Here is a 13901-nt window from a genome sequence, read left to right as displayed (position 1 = left end):
ACACGCAATGCGGGGATCCAAATGTCTGTCAGCCTATACCAGTTGGTGCTATATGCAGGCGGCATGGCGCTGCTTTGGGCCATCCCCGGCCCGGTTTGGGTGGCGCTGACCGCGCGGGCGCTGTCGGGGGGCTTTGCCTCGGCGTGGCCGCTCGCTATCGGCGTTGCTTTGGGCGATCTGATCTGGCCAATGGCTGCAATCTTCGGGCTAAGCTGGGTTTTATCAGTCTATGGCGGCTTTCTCGATATGCTGCGCTGGCTTGCGGCTGTCGTGTTTATCTTCATGGGCATCTTGCTCATTCGCAAGCCTGCCGCATCCCCCACCACCGAGGGTCGCATGACCAGACCCGGCATGTGGGCGGGATTTGCCGTTGGAGTCGCCGCCGTGATCGGCAACCCGAAAGCCATCTTGTTTTACATGGGGGTTCTGCCGGGTTTCTTCGATCTTTCAAAGGTCAAAACCCCTGACATCGCGGCGATCCTGATAATTTCCGCAGCGGTACCGATGCTTGGAAATCTTAGCCTCGCGCTGTTTCTTGACCGTGCGCGCAAGTTGCTCTCCAGCCCGGAAAGCATCCGTAAGCTTAATCTCTGCTCGGGCATTTTGCTTATCGGCGTCGGCCTCGTGATTGCGGCATCAAACCGCTAAATCTTGTGTGCAAGGCGTGACATCCCCCCCCCGAGCCGCTATATTCCGAGGGTAAATCAAAGGGTGAAAACCACATGGCCGTAGAGCCCAGAAAGCCGGAATCTTACGGCGCCGATTCTATCAAAGTTCTCAAAGGCTTAGAGGCTGTTCGCAAGCGTCCGGGCATGTATATTGGCGACACCGACGATGGCTCGGGCCTGCACCATATGGTCTATGAAGTCGTTGACAACGGCATCGACGAAGCATTAGCCGGACACGCCACCGCAGTGACGGTAAAAATTCACGCCGACAGCTCGGTTTCAGTGCGCGACAACGGTCGCGGCATCCCAGTGGATATGCACCAGGAAGAGGGTGTTTCGGCGGCTGAGGTCATCATGACCCAGCTCCACGCAGGCGGCAAATTCAACAACACTGACGACAGCGGAAACGCTTACAAAGTGTCCGGCGGCCTGCACGGCGTCGGGGTTTCGGTTGTGAACGCATTGTCGGAATGGCTTGAACTGACGGTTTGGCGCGACGAAACCGAGTATCGTGCCCGCTTTGAGCACGGCGATTGCGTCGTGCATGTCTACGAAGTTGGCCCGGCCCCCGGTATGCGCGGCACCGAAGTGCGCTTTTTGGCAGCGGCAAAAACAAACATCCCCGACGGCACGTTTTCCAATCTGGAATACAGCTTTAAAACCTTAGAACACCGCCTGCGTGAACTTGCGTTTCTGAACTCGGGCGTGCGCATCATCATCGAAGACGAACGGCCCGCTGAACCGCTGCGGACCGAGCTTTACTATGACGGCGGCGTGAAAGAGTTCGTCAAGTATATCGACCGTTCAAAGACCTCGATCATGGCAGAGCCGATATACATGATTGGCGAGCGTAACGGCATAGTTATCGAAGTCGCGATGTGGTGGAACGACAGCTACAACGAAATGGTGCTGCCGTTTACCAACAACATCCCGCAGCGCGATGGCGGCACCCATTTGGCCGGTTTCCGCGGGGCATTGACCCGCACGATCAACGCCTATGCGCAATCCTCCGGCATCGCCAAGCGTGAGAAAATTGACTTCACCGGCGACGATGCGCGCGAAGGTCTGACCTGCGTATTGTCGGTGAAAGTGCCCGATCCGAAATTCTCCAGTCAAACCAAAGATAAGCTGGTCTCATCAGAGGTGCGCCCAGCAGTTGAAAACATGGTCAATGAAAAGTTGTCCGAATGGTTTGAAGAAAACCCGCAGAATGCCAAAGTGATCGTCGGTAAGATTATCGAAGCTGCAATGGCGCGTGAAGCCGCCCGTAAAGCCCGCGAACTGACCCGGCGCAAGACAGCGTTAGACGTAGCAAACCTGCCCGGGAAACTGGCCGATTGTCAGGAGAAGGATGCCTCCAAAGCCGAGATTTTCCTCGTCGAGGGTGACTCAGCTGGCGGTTCCGCGAAGCAGGGTCGTTCACGCGCCAATCAAGCGGTCTTGCCGCTGAAAGGTAAGATCCTGAACGTCGAGCGTGCGCGGTTTGACCGTATGCTCGCCAGCCAGGAAATCGGCACGCTGATCACCGCACTTGGCACCGGTATTGGCCGGGATGAGTTTGATATCAAGAAGTTGCGCTACCATAAGGTCGTTATTATGACCGACGCCGATGTAGATGGCGCGCATATCCGTACCCTGATCCTGACCTTCTTCTTCCGCCAAATGCCGCAGCTGATTGAGGGTGGCTTCCTCTATATCGCCCAACCACCGCTTTACAAAGTGGCGCGTGGCAAGTCCGAGGTTTACATCAAGGACCAAGCCGCGTTGGAAGATTACCTGATCGACATGGGCGTCGAAGGAGCAGTTCTGGCGCTGCCGAGTGGAGAGGAAATTGCCGGTGCCGACCTGCGCCGTGTCATTGAAGGTGCGCGCCAGTTCCGCAAGGTTCTCGATAGCTTCCCGACCAACTACCCGCGCGGCATTCTGGAACAGGCGGCGCTTGCCGGTGCTTTCGATCAAGGCCAAGCCGACGCCGATTTGCAAGCCGTCGCTAATACCGTCGCCACTCGTCTGAATCTCATCGCGCCGGAGTACGAAAAGGGTTGGAGCGGTCGGATCACCCAAGATCACGGCATCCGCCTAAGCCGTGTGCTGCGCGGTGTCGAAGAATTGCGCACGCTTGATGGTGCGGTTCTGCGTTCCGGTGAGGCTCGCCGCCTCGCCGCAAGCTCGCGCGACACCCGCGATTACTTCCGCGACCCTGCTCGCCTGACCCGAAAAGACCGCGAGCAATTGGTGCACGGCCCGATTGATCTGCTGAAATCGGTGCTGGCCGAGGGCGAGAAGGGCCTCGCGCTGCAACGCTACAAGGGTCTGGGTGAAATGAACCCCGAACAGCTTTGGGAAACCACGCTTGATCCCGAAGCCCGCACCCTGCTGCAAGTCAAGATTGATGATCTCACCGAAGCCGACGACATCTTCACCAAACTAATGGGCGATGTCGTTGAACCCCGTCGCGAGTTCATCCAAGCCAACGCCCTAAACGTTGAACACCTCGACGCGTAAATCAAAGCGGGGGCTTTGACGGCCCCTGCCTCACGTCGGCAAAAACCACAGCGCCAAAAATGGCGCGGCCCCGGCACGCATCGCATGTAGAATCCCCGGCGGATTGTAGATAAACCCCTGTGCGCCCGGATCGGTCCACGCCATCTCGGCGTTCCACCATTCCCCGACACTTAGCGGCAGATACACTTCCGCCGGCGGATGGCTGTGGTCGGTATAAAGCGTGCCCGGTGCCATTACCGTCACACCCAGCCAAACATCCCTCCGATCCTCCAAACCGCCCGGTCCGAGGATCATCGCATTGGCATGGCCATGCCAGAACTGCGCATCGGCCGGGTCTGCCGAAGCCCGCCTGGTCCACCGCAACCCCCGCTCCAGCTTTGCAAAACTTTGTGCCAATGCGCCCGGATTTACCGCCAACGCTGGCGCAACCCACTCGCATACCGGCAATCTTTCAGCCGCTGCTGGACCCGCACTCTGCGGCACTTGCCAACGCTTGACAACTTCAGCCGCCACCTCCGCAGCCTTACCGGTTGTCACCCGCAACCCATCTTCAGCAGCTTCCAAGAAATCGCTGAGAACGCTATTCCGCATATCCGCTCCTTAAGTAATCATATTGACTGAAGCCGCCTGAAGGGGACGCATAATTTCTCACACCGTTGCAGCTGCTCCCCAACACTCAATCGACGCGGCCCGTTTTTCAACACCGCTTGAGCCAATGCACATTCCATTCGCGACATTGCGCTTGGTGCGCAGGTACGGGCTTCAAGCTTGGGAACTCGGCGCGACACCGATTGCCTTACGCAACCCATTTGCCAGCAGATCTCGGTTCACCCTGTTGTGCGCCCGCGCCTTCTGCCAAAGTGCCAATGGACTAAAGGAGACCCAGCCTCGTGAACCCCGGACGCCAGCCTCCCACCGCCGCACAAACCTCTTTCAGAGCCCGCTTTACCGCCCTCCGCAACATCTGGCCGTTTCTGCGTCTGGTATGGCAGGCGAGCCCGCTCCTAATGCTGACCTCGATGGTCTTGCGCTTGCTGCGGGCGGTCCTTCCGGTCACGGCGCTGTGGATCGGTAAACTGATCATCGACGAAGTGGTGCGGCTATCGGCCCTGCCCAACCACCCCGCCGATATATCGGGTTGGTGGAACAGCGGCGCGCTTGGTTTGATCACCACCTATGTTCTAGCCGAATTCGCGCTCGCCATTTTGTCTGATCTTTTGGGCCGGGTCGTCGGGCTGGTTGACACTCTGTTGTCAGATCGTCTGACCATGTCATCGTCTATCCGCCTGATGGAACACGCCGCAACCCTTGATCTCGAAGATTTTGAGGATGCCGAGTTTCAAGACAAGCTGGAGCGCGCCCGCAGGCAAGCCAGCGGCCGCATGACACTGATGGGATTACTTTTTTCCCAGATGCAAAACCTCGTCACCGTTGCCACTTTTGCGGCTGGCTTGGTGATCTTTAATCCTTGGCTGATTCTGCTTCTGGCGCTTGCCCTGATCCCCGCGTTCTTGGGTGAAGCGCATTTCAACGCCCAAACCTACTCACTAGATTTCGGTCGGACGCCGGAACGCCGCGAGTTGGACTACGTGCGCCAAACCGCCGCGAGTGTTGAATCTGCCAAGGAAGTCAAGATCTTCGGCCTGAACCAATTTCTCACCGACCGTTACCGCGAGCTGTCAGAAAGCTTTTACGCCGCCAGCCGCAAGATTGCTCAAAGGCGCGCAGTTTGGGGCGGCATTTTGACGGCGCTTGGCACGCTTGGCTACTACGCAGCCTATGCGTGGATCATCGCGGGCACGCTGGCCGGGCAGTTGACCCTGGGCGATCTCACCTTCCTGTCAGGCTCGTTCCTGCGCCTGCGCGGTCTGCTAGAAGGCTTGCTCACAACGTTTTCCTCGACCGCGGCACAGGCGCTTTACCTCGAAGATTTGTTCAGCTTCTTTGACGTTGAGCCCGAAATTCTCTCTGCCCCCAACGCTTTGCCCTTTCCAGAATCTATCCGCAAAGGCTTCGTGTTTGAAAACGTCGGCTTTCGCTATCCCGGTGCCGAGCGTTGGGCGGTGCGCGGGCTGAATTTCACCCTGCACGTCGGTGAAACTTTGGCGCTGGTTGGTGAAAACGGCGCTGGTAAAACCACGTTGGTTAAATTGCTGGCCCGGCTTTATGACCCCGACGAAGGCCGCATCACGCTGGATGGCCAAGATCTGCGCCAGTATGATCTAGAAAGTTTGCGCGGCGCGATGGGCGTGATTTTTCAGGATTTCATGCGCTACAACCTTAGCGCCGCCGACAATATCGCGGTGGGCCGCATCGAAGAGCGCAACAACCGCCCCCGCATTATTGAAGCCGCCCGGCGCAGCCTTGCCGATCAGGTGATCGAAAATCTGCCGCAGCGTTATGACCAAATGATCGGCAAACGCTTTCGCAATGGCGTTGAACTTTCCGGGGGCGAATGGCAAAAATTGGCCATTGCGCGCGCCTATATGCGCGGTGCCGAGGTGCTGATTCTTGACGAACCCACCGCAGCACTTGATGCCCGCTCAGAGTTTGAGGTGTTCCAACGCTTCAAAGAACTCAGCGCCGGGAAGACCGCCATTCTGATCTCGCACCGCTTCAGCTCGGTTCGCATGGCTGATCGTATTCTTGTGCTGGCAGACGGGCGCGTCGAAGCGTCGGGCACCCATCAAGAACTTCTCGCTCAATCGGGCCGCTACGCCGAACTGTTTGAGCTACAAGCCGCGGGCTATCGTTAAATTCGGCCCTGCGAAATACCAACCAATGTTTTATAAGACGGCAGGTTAGGATCAGCCGACTAACGATTTCCCATCAGCGTTGTGAAATGCTTCAGGACATTCTGTGCGGTGCGCTCTGCCGTTTCGCCATCCACGCGCCACTGCGCAAAATGCCCGTCGATATGCATACGCGCCAAACCGTAAACGAGTGCACGCCCGGCAATCTGGGCTTCTGCAAGATCGTTTGACGCCAGAAGGCCACGCCGCTGTGCCTCGGTCAGCGCCTCCTCCATCAAAGCGCGGATGGCAGCATTATCTCGCTGCAAAGATGCGGAACCGTCCCAATCAATCAGGCTTCGATTGGAAATAATCTGGAAGTGCGTGGGATTACGAATGGCCCACCTTAGGTAAGCAACGCCAACAGCCGCGAAGCGTCCCATCGGATCGTCAACCGCAACTTCGCGAACCGCCGACGCTATTTCCGCAAGAAAGCGACTTGTCGCTTCTTCCGCGATCGCCGTCATCAGGGCGGTCTTGCTGGCGAAGTGACGAAAAGGCGCGCCGGGCGAAACCCCTACACGCTTTGCGGCCTCGCGCACGCTGACATTCTCCGGACCGCCCTCTTCGGCAAGCTGCACCGCAGCCTTGATCAACGCCTCCCGCAGGTTGCCGTGGTGGTAATTTGCTGAGGTGGGTGGTGAAGGGTCAGGCATCTGGTCTTCCGTTCGCTTTCGATTATCCCATCCTCGCACAAATCATCCAAAGAAGTAATCACTGTTTACACAGGGGCCATTTCCATGTAATCGGTGCTTACACATGACGCGAAGACAGCCCGATTGCGCTGCTGCGTATCGAATGGAGAAAGCGACCATGCCGACGATAAATCCAGACCTCAAAGGTCGCCTGTCAACGATGCCTCTCCAATCCTCCGGCAAAGACCATCAGACGATGGCAGCGCTGACAGATATGACCCTTTTCCGACTTGCTGCCTCCGCCGGCTTTGGCGGTGCCGCCGTCCTATTGGTGAACGCCGCCAAGCGCAGTGGCCTCATTGCCACCAATGATCTGACGCAACTGCTGGCCCCCGTCGCCGAGATTATGGCCTTGGGTCTTGTCACTGGCCTTTTCCTCGCTTTCGGTCGGCGAACGGGACTATTCGGTGTCATCGCCTTTCTCCTTCACTTTGTGTCTTTGGCGAGTTTGGAAGGCGTAGAGGTTGTCATAAATCTAGTGTTTTCTAAGCTTCCGATGGAAACCATCGCCGAACTGCGTGCTGGGCCACTGGGCCTGATCCTCACCATCAGTTCATTGCTATTCTTGTTCAGCACGATCGCCTTCGCCATCGCTCTGGCCATCGGAAAGCAAGTGCCGCGCCTGCCGTTGATGCTCTATGCGATGGGCGCAGTGCCGATCGCATTGCGGGCTTTTGTGCCGGAGTTTGCACTTGATCTGGGTCTGGTCGTGCTTGCCACAGGGGTTGCTTGGCTTGCCGGATGGCTTTGGATTCGGGCGGCCACGCTGGACGAAAAGTCCTTGTCTTGACCACGCCTATCAAACGCGGTGCCTCTAGCCAGCCGTGCCGCTCAGGGCTTTGATGAACATCGAAAACAGTTCGCCCTGCGATGAGATCTGAAGTTTGGCGTAAACATTGCGGCGATGAATGCGCACCGTGCCGGAGGCAATGCCGAGGATCTTACTAATCGCCTCAGCGGAATTGCCCTTGAGCGTATGTTCGACAACCTCACGCTCACGCGGCGTCAGGGTGCCCTGACCAAAGCTTGCGAAGGAGTTCTCTATCTTTTTATCGTCCCCATTATCACTGGTCTGCGTCATATGGGGCAGACCGCCCCAGTGCTTACGAGCGGTCGCGATCACAAACGGCGCAATGTTTTGCAGACCAACCATCTCGCGAGCGCTGAACGCCTTTTCAGCCCGCATCAGCGACAAAACTATGGTCGTTGATGGTGCCAGCTTGATGAAAAAGCCGATCTCCTCGGCCAGTCCGGTTTTCGCGTAATAATTGCGATAGTATTCGCCCTGATAAAACCGATCGGGCGCCAGATCGCGCATCCGATACAACCCCTGCGCAACCGGGCGCTTGGCTGCGCGAAAAAATGGGTCCAACAGATACGGGCCCTCGACATAGTCGGTCACGAATATCTTCTGCTTGCTCACCGGAAAGTCGTCGAAAAGGTCCAATGGGCGAGCCGCATCGCGATAGCCAAATACGACGGTGTAGCTGTAAGGCACCGTGAATCGCAGCAGGTCTGCCAGTGCGCCAGGAAAGCCCTTGGCCCCGATCATCTCGACCAGGCTACCCGCTTTCGTGAACAGTTCTGCCTGATTCATTTGCAATGTATAAATCGCCGCTATGCTTTTTGAGGTATATACAATGAAAAGCCGCCTGCCTAGGATTTAGCTCAGTTCACTGCATAGGCACGGATGGGCGGATGGCCGAACAAAATGACCCAATCGCCGAATTGCGAAATACCTCAAAGCATTACGGCAAGGTCATTGCCGCCGATAATGTCTCGCTGACGATCCAGCGTGGTGAGTTCCTGTCGTTCCTCGGCCCATCCGGCTGCGGCAAGACCACTGCCCTGCGGATGTTGGCCGGCTTTGAAGTTCCAACCTCGGGCGATGTGCTGCTTGATGGGCAACGGGTGAACGATCTGCCGCCCTACCGCCGCCCGATCAACATGGTTTTTCAACACTATGCGCTGTTTCCCCACCTAACCGTCTTTGACAACATCGCCTATGGCCTGCGTCAACAGCGCCCCCGCCTGCAAAAAGCCGAAATCGCTCGCGCCGTCGATAAGGCGCTAGATACAGTGCGCCTGCCCGGCTATGGCACGCGCCGCATTTACGAAATGTCAGGTGGCCAGCAACAGCGCGTCGCCCTTGCGCGGGCCATCGTCAACGAACCCAAGCTTTTGTTGCTGGACGAGCCGATGGCAGCCTTAGACAAAAAGCTCCGACGCGACATGCAGATAGAGCTTCAAACTCTGCAACGTCAGCTTGGCATTACTTTCGTTCTGGTCACCCATGATCAGGAAGAGGCACTGTCGATGTCGGATCGCATTTGTGTGATGCAAGGCGGCAAAATCGTGCAAATCGGCTCGCCTCGTGCGCTTTATGACAGCCCGAACACCCGTTACGTCGCAGATTTCGTCGGCAAGACGAACTTCTTCGCGGGCGTCGTCACGGCGTCGGGAGATAGTTGCCAGATCCGTGTTGTTGGCCTGAACCATACTGCCAACGCACCGCGTTCCTTGGTGATTGGGCAAACGGCCTCGCTTTGCCTGCGGCCCGAGCAGATCACTTTGCAACGCAATGCTACGCCCGCAGACCGCATTTCTGTGCCGGTGACGATTGCCGCGCGTATTTTCCTTGGCGAACATACCGAATACCTCGTTAAGAATACTGATCTTGGTGAGTTCTTGGTGCTGGTTCCACGCCAAGCCGAAGCTGTCGAAGGTGCCTTTGAACCGGGGCAAGCGGCACATGCAAGCTGGCGTGATGGGGTCGGTTTGATCCTTGGCAATGACTGAAAACATAACAAAAATACAACTGGGAGAATGAACATGAGTGACCGCAATGACTTCATATCTCGTACAAAGTTTATGGAAGAACTTATGCGCTACAAGAAAGGCTCGGTTTCGCGCCGGCATTTCTTGGGTGTGACCGGCTTGGGGCTCGCGACATCGGTGCTTGGCGCGACGCTTTCCCGACAAGCCATGGCACAGGCGAACATTGGCGACCGCGTGGTGATTGCCAGCTGGCCAAACTACCACGACCCGGCGGATTTCGAAAGTTTCAAGGCCGCAACCGGGGCCGCTGTCGATCTGAATGTCTTTGGTTCAAACGAGGAAATGTTGGCCAAACTTCAGGCGGGCGGCACCGGCTGGGACGTGTTCGTGCCGACCAACTACACGATCACCACCTATGTCGAACTCGGTCTGATCGAACCGTTGGACATGTCGAAGATACCAAACTACGACGCCAACGCCTTTGATCCACGTTTTGCTGGCCCCGGAACCGTCGATGGCAAAATCTACGCGGTCTCAAAAGACTGGGGCACCACTGGCATGGCGACCAACACGGCAAACAACAACAGCAAAGCCGTGACCAGTTGGAAAGAATTCTGGGACATTACCCAGGGAGCGTTTTCCGGTCGCACGACGGTGCATGACTATCAGCTGACCACAATCGGCAACGCTTTGAAATATTTCGGCTATTCCTTCAATTCCGTTGACCCGAAAGAGCTTGCCGACGCCGAAAAACTGCTGCTTGACGTCAAGCCGCATTTGTTTGCAATCACCTCGGATTATCAGCCCGCGATGCGCAATGGCGATGCGTGGCTGGCAATGTGCTGGACGGGCGACGGAAAACAGTTGAACCGCGATATGCCCGAGATCGAATACACCCTAGGTAAAGAGGGCGGCGAGATTTGGAGCGATTTCTACGCCGTTCCAATCGGTGCCCCGCACCGTGATGCGGCTTATGCGCTCATCAACTACTTGCTCGACCCTGCGATCAACATGAAAGAGACGCTGTTCCACGGCCAACCTGTCGCCGATGCCCGCGTCAATGCCATGTTAACGCCAGAGCGTCTGGCCGATCCGATCCTGTATCCTGCCGCAGAGCTGCTCAACGCGCTGGAGTTCGGCGCGGCAGAGACCCTGACCAACCCCGATCGCGCCGAGTTGATGGCCCGGTTCAAGTCGGCCTAGTGATGAAACCACGATTTCGGAGAGCGCTGCTATTGTTTCCTGCAACCGCTTGGTTCGTCGCCATGCTGGTGCTGCCCCTGATCGTGGTTTTCGTGTTTTCATTTGGAGAGCGGGGGCCAGCCGGTGGCTATGTTCCCGCTTTCAGCTTTGCCAATTTCTTAAACCTCGGCGCGAGATGGGCGGCGTTCAAGAACACTATGGTGCTGGCGCCAATCGGCACCATCGCTTGCCTGTTCATCGCCTATCCGCTGGCATATTTCCTCGCCGTACGCGCCAGCGCCAAATGGCAGACGATGTTGTTGATCCTCGTGATCGTGCCATTCTGGACATCGATCCTGATCCGGAGCTATGCGTGGATCTTTCTGTTGGGCGGCAAAGGCTTGCCTAATGTATTCGCCGCCTTGGGTCTGGGTCATATCCAGCTGATCAATACCCCCTTCGCCGTACTGGTCGGCATCGTCTATGGCTATCTGCCGCTGATGGTCTTTCCGATCTACGTTAGCCTCGAACGGCTGGACAAGCGCCTGCTGGAGGCCGCGAGCGACCTTGGTGCACCACCGCTCAACACGTTCCTGTCCGTCACACTCCCCTTGTCGATGCCGGGCGTGGCCACTGGCTGCATGCTGGTGTTCATCCTGTTGATGGGGGAATTCCTGATCCCCGCGATGCTCGGCGGCGGCAAGGTGTTCTTTGTCGGCAATGCGCTGGTCGATCTATTCGTGCAGTCGCGCAACTGGGCTTTTGGCTCGGCGGTCGCGGTGGCTTTGGTGCTGGTGATGCTGGTGACCGTCACTGCCTACATGCGCTTTACGCGTCGCTGGTCGGGTGGCCGCGATGATATCTCGTTGATGTGAGGGAAAATGCGCCTTTATGCCCTCGCCGTTTACCTGTTCCTCTATGTGCCGATTGGCATCATCGTGCTGTTTTCGTTTAACGCCGGGAAAGCGGCAAGCCAGTTGCAGGGTCTTTCTGTGCAATGGTATGGCAAGGCGCTGTCGAATACCTTTGTGGTCGAGGCGTTTCAGACCAGCCTGATCGTCGCCTTGACCTCGTCCGTTTTGGCGACAGTGTTTGGAACAATGGCGGCACTGGCGCTGCAAGGCGTCAAGGGCAAGACCCGCGCGCTGTTCGATGCGATGATCTACATCGCAGTTATGGTCCCCGGCATCGTGATCGGCATCGCCACCCTCATCGCGATGGTAACGCTGTTTGACGTGCTGAACCCGATGCTGAAACTGATCTTCGCCTCGGCCGAAACCGCGCCGCAACTGGGCTTGGGCTACGGCTCGCTCATCGCAGCACACGGGCTGTTTTCGATGTCCTTGGTCATCATTATCGTCCGCGCCCGCATCGCCGGCATGGATCGCAGCCTGATCGAAGCTTCCGCTGACCTTGGCGCAACGCCGTTCGGCACCTTTCGCCAAGTGACGCTACCGCAAATCTTTCCGGGAATACTTGCGGGAGCTCTGTTGGCCTTCACGTTTTCCTTCGACGACTTCATCATCGCGTTCTTTGTCGCAGGCTCTAACACCACGCTGCCGATCTATGTCTTCTCGTCGATCCGGCGCGGTGTGACGCCCGAAATCAACGCGATCGGCAGCATGGTTTTGGCGGTTTCCCTATGCCTTCTAATCACCGCCCAAAGCATCTTGCGGCGCGGTGCGGCCAAATCTTAGGGAAGACTTTGATGCTTTTGCAGGACCGCATCGCTTTTGTCACCGCAGCCGGAGCCGGTATCGGCCGCGCAGGCGCGTTAGCAATGGCCGCACAAGGTGCCAAAGTTGTTGTGACCGACCTCGCCCATGCCAGCGCATCCGAGACAGCGGCATTAATTATATCCAGCGGCGGCATCGCCGAAGCAATGCGGTTGGATGTAACCGACGACGACGCCCTGACGCGTGCCATAAACGATACGGCCTCGCGTTATGGCAAGCTTGATATCCTGCACTCCCATGCGGGCATTCAGATCCCTGGCAAACTCGATCAGATCACGCCCGCCGATATGGATAACTCTTGGCGGCTGAACGTTCGTGCTCATTTCGTGGCAGCGCAGGCGGCTATAGCCATCATGAAGCTGCAGCGGAGCGGATCAATCATTATCACCGCCTCCAATTCAGGTGTGCAATATGACCGCGAGATGATCGCATACACCACGACAAAACATGCGGTTATCGCAATGACCAAACAGATCGCCGTCGATTATGCCCGCTACAACATACGCTGCAATGCGCTTTGCCCCGGCTTTGTTGACACGACCTTCAACGCTGGTTTTGAGGCACAGATGGGTGGGCGCTTGGCGTTGGAAGACTACGTGGCGACCTTGATCCCAATGAGGCGGTTCGGCAGGGTCGATGAAATTTCTGACAGCATCGTGTTTCTGGCGTCGGATAAATCGTCATTCATGACGGGCCACGCGCTTGTCATCGACGGCGCCGAGTCGCTCTAATCTGATCGGCAACGACTGTTGCTGCCGACCCAGATCAAACTTAAAGATCGCTCAACTAAGCACGATGCCCCCATCGACGTTAAGACTTTGCCCGGTGACAAAAGCACTGTCGTCCGAACAGAAAAATGCAACCGGCCCCACCACATCCTCTGGGTCACCAATGCGCGCCATCGCGGTCTTGGCTTTCCAGGCATTGCTGATGCTGGGGTCGTCAAGGTTCACCCGGCCCATATCGGTCAGGATAATGCCGGGACAAATACAGTTGGCGGTAATACCAAACGGGCCGACTTCTTGAGCAAGCACGCGGGTAAAGCCCATCACGGCGGCTTTCGATGCGGAGTAATGCGCTTGCTCAGGCGCGCCATGCTTGCCGCCAATGGACGAGATATTGCAGATGCGCCCGTAGTTCTGCGCTTTCATCATCGGTAGCACTGCCTGCACGACCAAAAAAGTGCCTTTGGCATTGATGTCCATCACGCTGTCCCAATAATCCTCAGGGCAGTGTTCCACGTCAGACGCGCGCAGAATGCCCGCGTTGTTCACCACTGCATGAATGCTGCCCATCTGCGCAACCGCATCCGTTACCATCGCCTGCACCTGCGCCTTGTTTGAGACGTCCGCATGCAAAGCGATCACCCGGCCGCCATGCGTGCGCGCCTCAGTTGCAGTTTCGTCAAGCGTGATCGACTGTGCAGCAATATCGTTCAGCACCAGATCAAAGCCGCGCTCGGCCAATCCGATTGCAATCGCCTTGCCGATACCGCGACTTGCACCTGTGACCAATGCCACGCGTTTGGTGATACTCATGTTTCCT

Annotated in this window: 13 protein-coding genes; 9 read left to right on the top strand and 4 right to left on the bottom strand. The window is 57.1% G+C overall.

Features of this window, described 5'->3' with window-relative positions:
• Positions 1-21: 21 nt before the first annotated feature.
• Together JWS10_RS16690 and gyrB are read left to right on the top strand one after the other, a co-directional pair.
• The gene (locus JWS10_RS16690) at positions 22-648 is read left to right on the top strand and encodes a LysE family translocator (protein ID WP_299508964.1); all 627 of its coding nucleotides are present in this window, start codon (positions 22-24) and stop codon (positions 646-648) included.
• A gap of 74 nt (positions 649-722) precedes the next feature.
• The gene (gene gyrB / locus JWS10_RS16685) at positions 723-3173 is read left to right on the top strand and encodes a DNA topoisomerase (ATP-hydrolyzing) subunit B (protein ID WP_299508963.1); all 2451 of its coding nucleotides are present in this window, start codon (positions 723-725) and stop codon (positions 3171-3173) included.
• A gap of 30 nt (positions 3174-3203) precedes the next feature.
• Here the strand turns inward: gyrB and JWS10_RS16680 are convergent, their stop codons facing one another.
• Positions 3204-3764, bottom strand: a complete 561-nt coding sequence (locus JWS10_RS16680; RefSeq protein WP_299508962.1) for a dimethylsulfonioproprionate lyase family protein — start codon at positions 3762-3764, stop codon at positions 3204-3206.
• Between the two features lie 299 nt (positions 3765-4063).
• On the opposite strand from JWS10_RS16680, the gene JWS10_RS16675 reads away from it, so the two are divergent.
• Entirely contained in the window at positions 4064-5929 is a 1866-nt protein-coding gene (locus tag JWS10_RS16675; protein WP_299508961.1) for an ABC transporter ATP-binding protein, read from the top strand.
• Positions 5930-5988: 59 nt separating this feature from the next.
• On the opposite strand, the gene JWS10_RS16670 is transcribed toward JWS10_RS16675, so the two are convergent.
• The gene (locus JWS10_RS16670) at positions 5989-6561 is read right to left on the bottom strand and encodes a TetR/AcrR family transcriptional regulator (protein WP_299508960.1); all 573 of its coding nucleotides are present in this window, start codon (positions 6559-6561) and stop codon (positions 5989-5991) included.
• A gap of 217 nt (positions 6562-6778) precedes the next feature.
• Between JWS10_RS16670 and JWS10_RS16665 the strand changes: the two genes are divergently transcribed.
• Entirely contained in the window at positions 6779-7450 is a 672-nt protein-coding gene (locus JWS10_RS16665; protein WP_299508959.1) for a hypothetical protein, read from the top strand.
• Positions 7451-7474: 24 nt separating this feature from the next.
• Here JWS10_RS16665 and JWS10_RS16660 read toward each other — a convergent pair whose 3' ends face one another.
• Positions 7475-8257 carry a helix-turn-helix transcriptional regulator gene (locus JWS10_RS16660; RefSeq protein WP_299508958.1) on the bottom strand — a complete coding sequence of 261 codons (783 nt, stop codon included), beginning with the start codon at positions 8255-8257 and terminating at the stop codon, positions 7475-7477.
• A 101-nt stretch (positions 8258-8358) separates the two neighbouring features.
• On the opposite strand from JWS10_RS16660, the gene JWS10_RS16655 reads away from it, so the two are divergent.
• The 5 genes from JWS10_RS16655 to JWS10_RS16635 are packed head-to-tail and all read left to right on the top strand — an operon-like array spanning position 8359 to position 13087.
• On the top strand, positions 8359-9459 hold the full coding sequence (locus JWS10_RS16655) for an ABC transporter ATP-binding protein (protein ID WP_299508957.1): 1101 nt from the start codon (positions 8359-8361) through the stop codon (positions 9457-9459).
• A 33-nt stretch (positions 9460-9492) separates the two neighbouring features.
• A complete protein-coding gene (locus tag JWS10_RS16650) occupies positions 9493-10641 on the top strand; it encodes a spermidine/putrescine ABC transporter substrate-binding protein (protein WP_299508956.1) in 1149 nt (382 codons plus the stop codon).
• A gap of 2 nt (positions 10642-10643) precedes the next feature.
• Positions 10644-11495: an ABC transporter permease gene (locus JWS10_RS16645; RefSeq protein ID WP_299508955.1), complete on the top strand. Its 852-nt coding sequence runs from the start codon at positions 10644-10646 to the stop codon at positions 11493-11495.
• A gap of 6 nt (positions 11496-11501) precedes the next feature.
• Positions 11502-12317: an ABC transporter permease gene (locus JWS10_RS16640; RefSeq protein ID WP_299508954.1), complete on the top strand. Its 816-nt coding sequence runs from the start codon at positions 11502-11504 to the stop codon at positions 12315-12317.
• Positions 12318-12328: 11 nt separating this feature from the next.
• Positions 12329-13087 carry an SDR family oxidoreductase gene (locus tag JWS10_RS16635; protein WP_299508953.1) on the top strand — a complete coding sequence of 253 codons (759 nt, stop codon included), beginning with the start codon at positions 12329-12331 and terminating at the stop codon, positions 13085-13087.
• 51 nt (positions 13088-13138) lie between these two features.
• On the opposite strand, the gene JWS10_RS16630 is transcribed toward JWS10_RS16635, so the two are convergent.
• The gene (locus JWS10_RS16630; RefSeq protein WP_299508952.1) at positions 13139-13894 is read right to left on the bottom strand and encodes an SDR family NAD(P)-dependent oxidoreductase; all 756 of its coding nucleotides are present in this window, start codon (positions 13892-13894) and stop codon (positions 13139-13141) included.
• Between the last annotated feature and the right edge of the window lie 7 nt (positions 13895-13901).

The organism is Cypionkella sp. (assembly GCF_028290025.1).
Classification (GTDB): Bacteria; Pseudomonadota; Alphaproteobacteria; order Rhodobacterales; family Rhodobacteraceae; genus Cypionkella.
This window is presented reverse-complemented; position numbering and strand designations above follow the sequence as displayed.

What these genes read in the sequence shown, in the direction of transcription:
- JWS10_RS16645 (WP_299508955.1), top strand. Translation starts at nt 10,644, where the DNA reads ATGAAACCACGATTTCGGAGAGCGCTGCTATTGTTTCCTGCAACCGCT.
- JWS10_RS16630 (WP_299508952.1), bottom strand. Translation starts at nt 13,894, where the DNA reads ATGAGTATCACCAAACGCGTGGCATTGGTCACAGGTGCAAGTCGCGGT.
- JWS10_RS16650 (WP_299508956.1), top strand. Translation starts at nt 9,493, where the DNA reads ATGAGTGACCGCAATGACTTCATATCTCGTACAAAGTTTATGGAAGAA.
- JWS10_RS16635 (WP_299508953.1), top strand. Translation starts at nt 12,329, where the DNA reads ATGCTTTTGCAGGACCGCATCGCTTTTGTCACCGCAGCCGGAGCCGGT.
- JWS10_RS16690 (WP_299508964.1), top strand. Translation starts at nt 22, where the DNA reads ATGTCTGTCAGCCTATACCAGTTGGTGCTATATGCAGGCGGCATGGCG.
- JWS10_RS16665 (WP_299508959.1), top strand. Translation starts at nt 6,779, where the DNA reads ATGCCGACGATAAATCCAGACCTCAAAGGTCGCCTGTCAACGATGCCT.
- JWS10_RS16640 (WP_299508954.1), top strand. Translation starts at nt 11,502, where the DNA reads ATGCGCCTTTATGCCCTCGCCGTTTACCTGTTCCTCTATGTGCCGATT.
- JWS10_RS16680 (WP_299508962.1), bottom strand. Translation starts at nt 3,764, where the DNA reads ATGCGGAATAGCGTTCTCAGCGATTTCTTGGAAGCTGCTGAAGATGGG.
- JWS10_RS16655 (WP_299508957.1), top strand. Translation starts at nt 8,359, where the DNA reads ATGGCCGAACAAAATGACCCAATCGCCGAATTGCGAAATACCTCAAAG.
- JWS10_RS16660 (WP_299508958.1), bottom strand. Translation starts at nt 8,257, where the DNA reads ATGAATCAGGCAGAACTGTTCACGAAAGCGGGTAGCCTGGTCGAGATG.
- gyrB (WP_299508963.1), top strand. Translation starts at nt 723, where the DNA reads ATGGCCGTAGAGCCCAGAAAGCCGGAATCTTACGGCGCCGATTCTATC.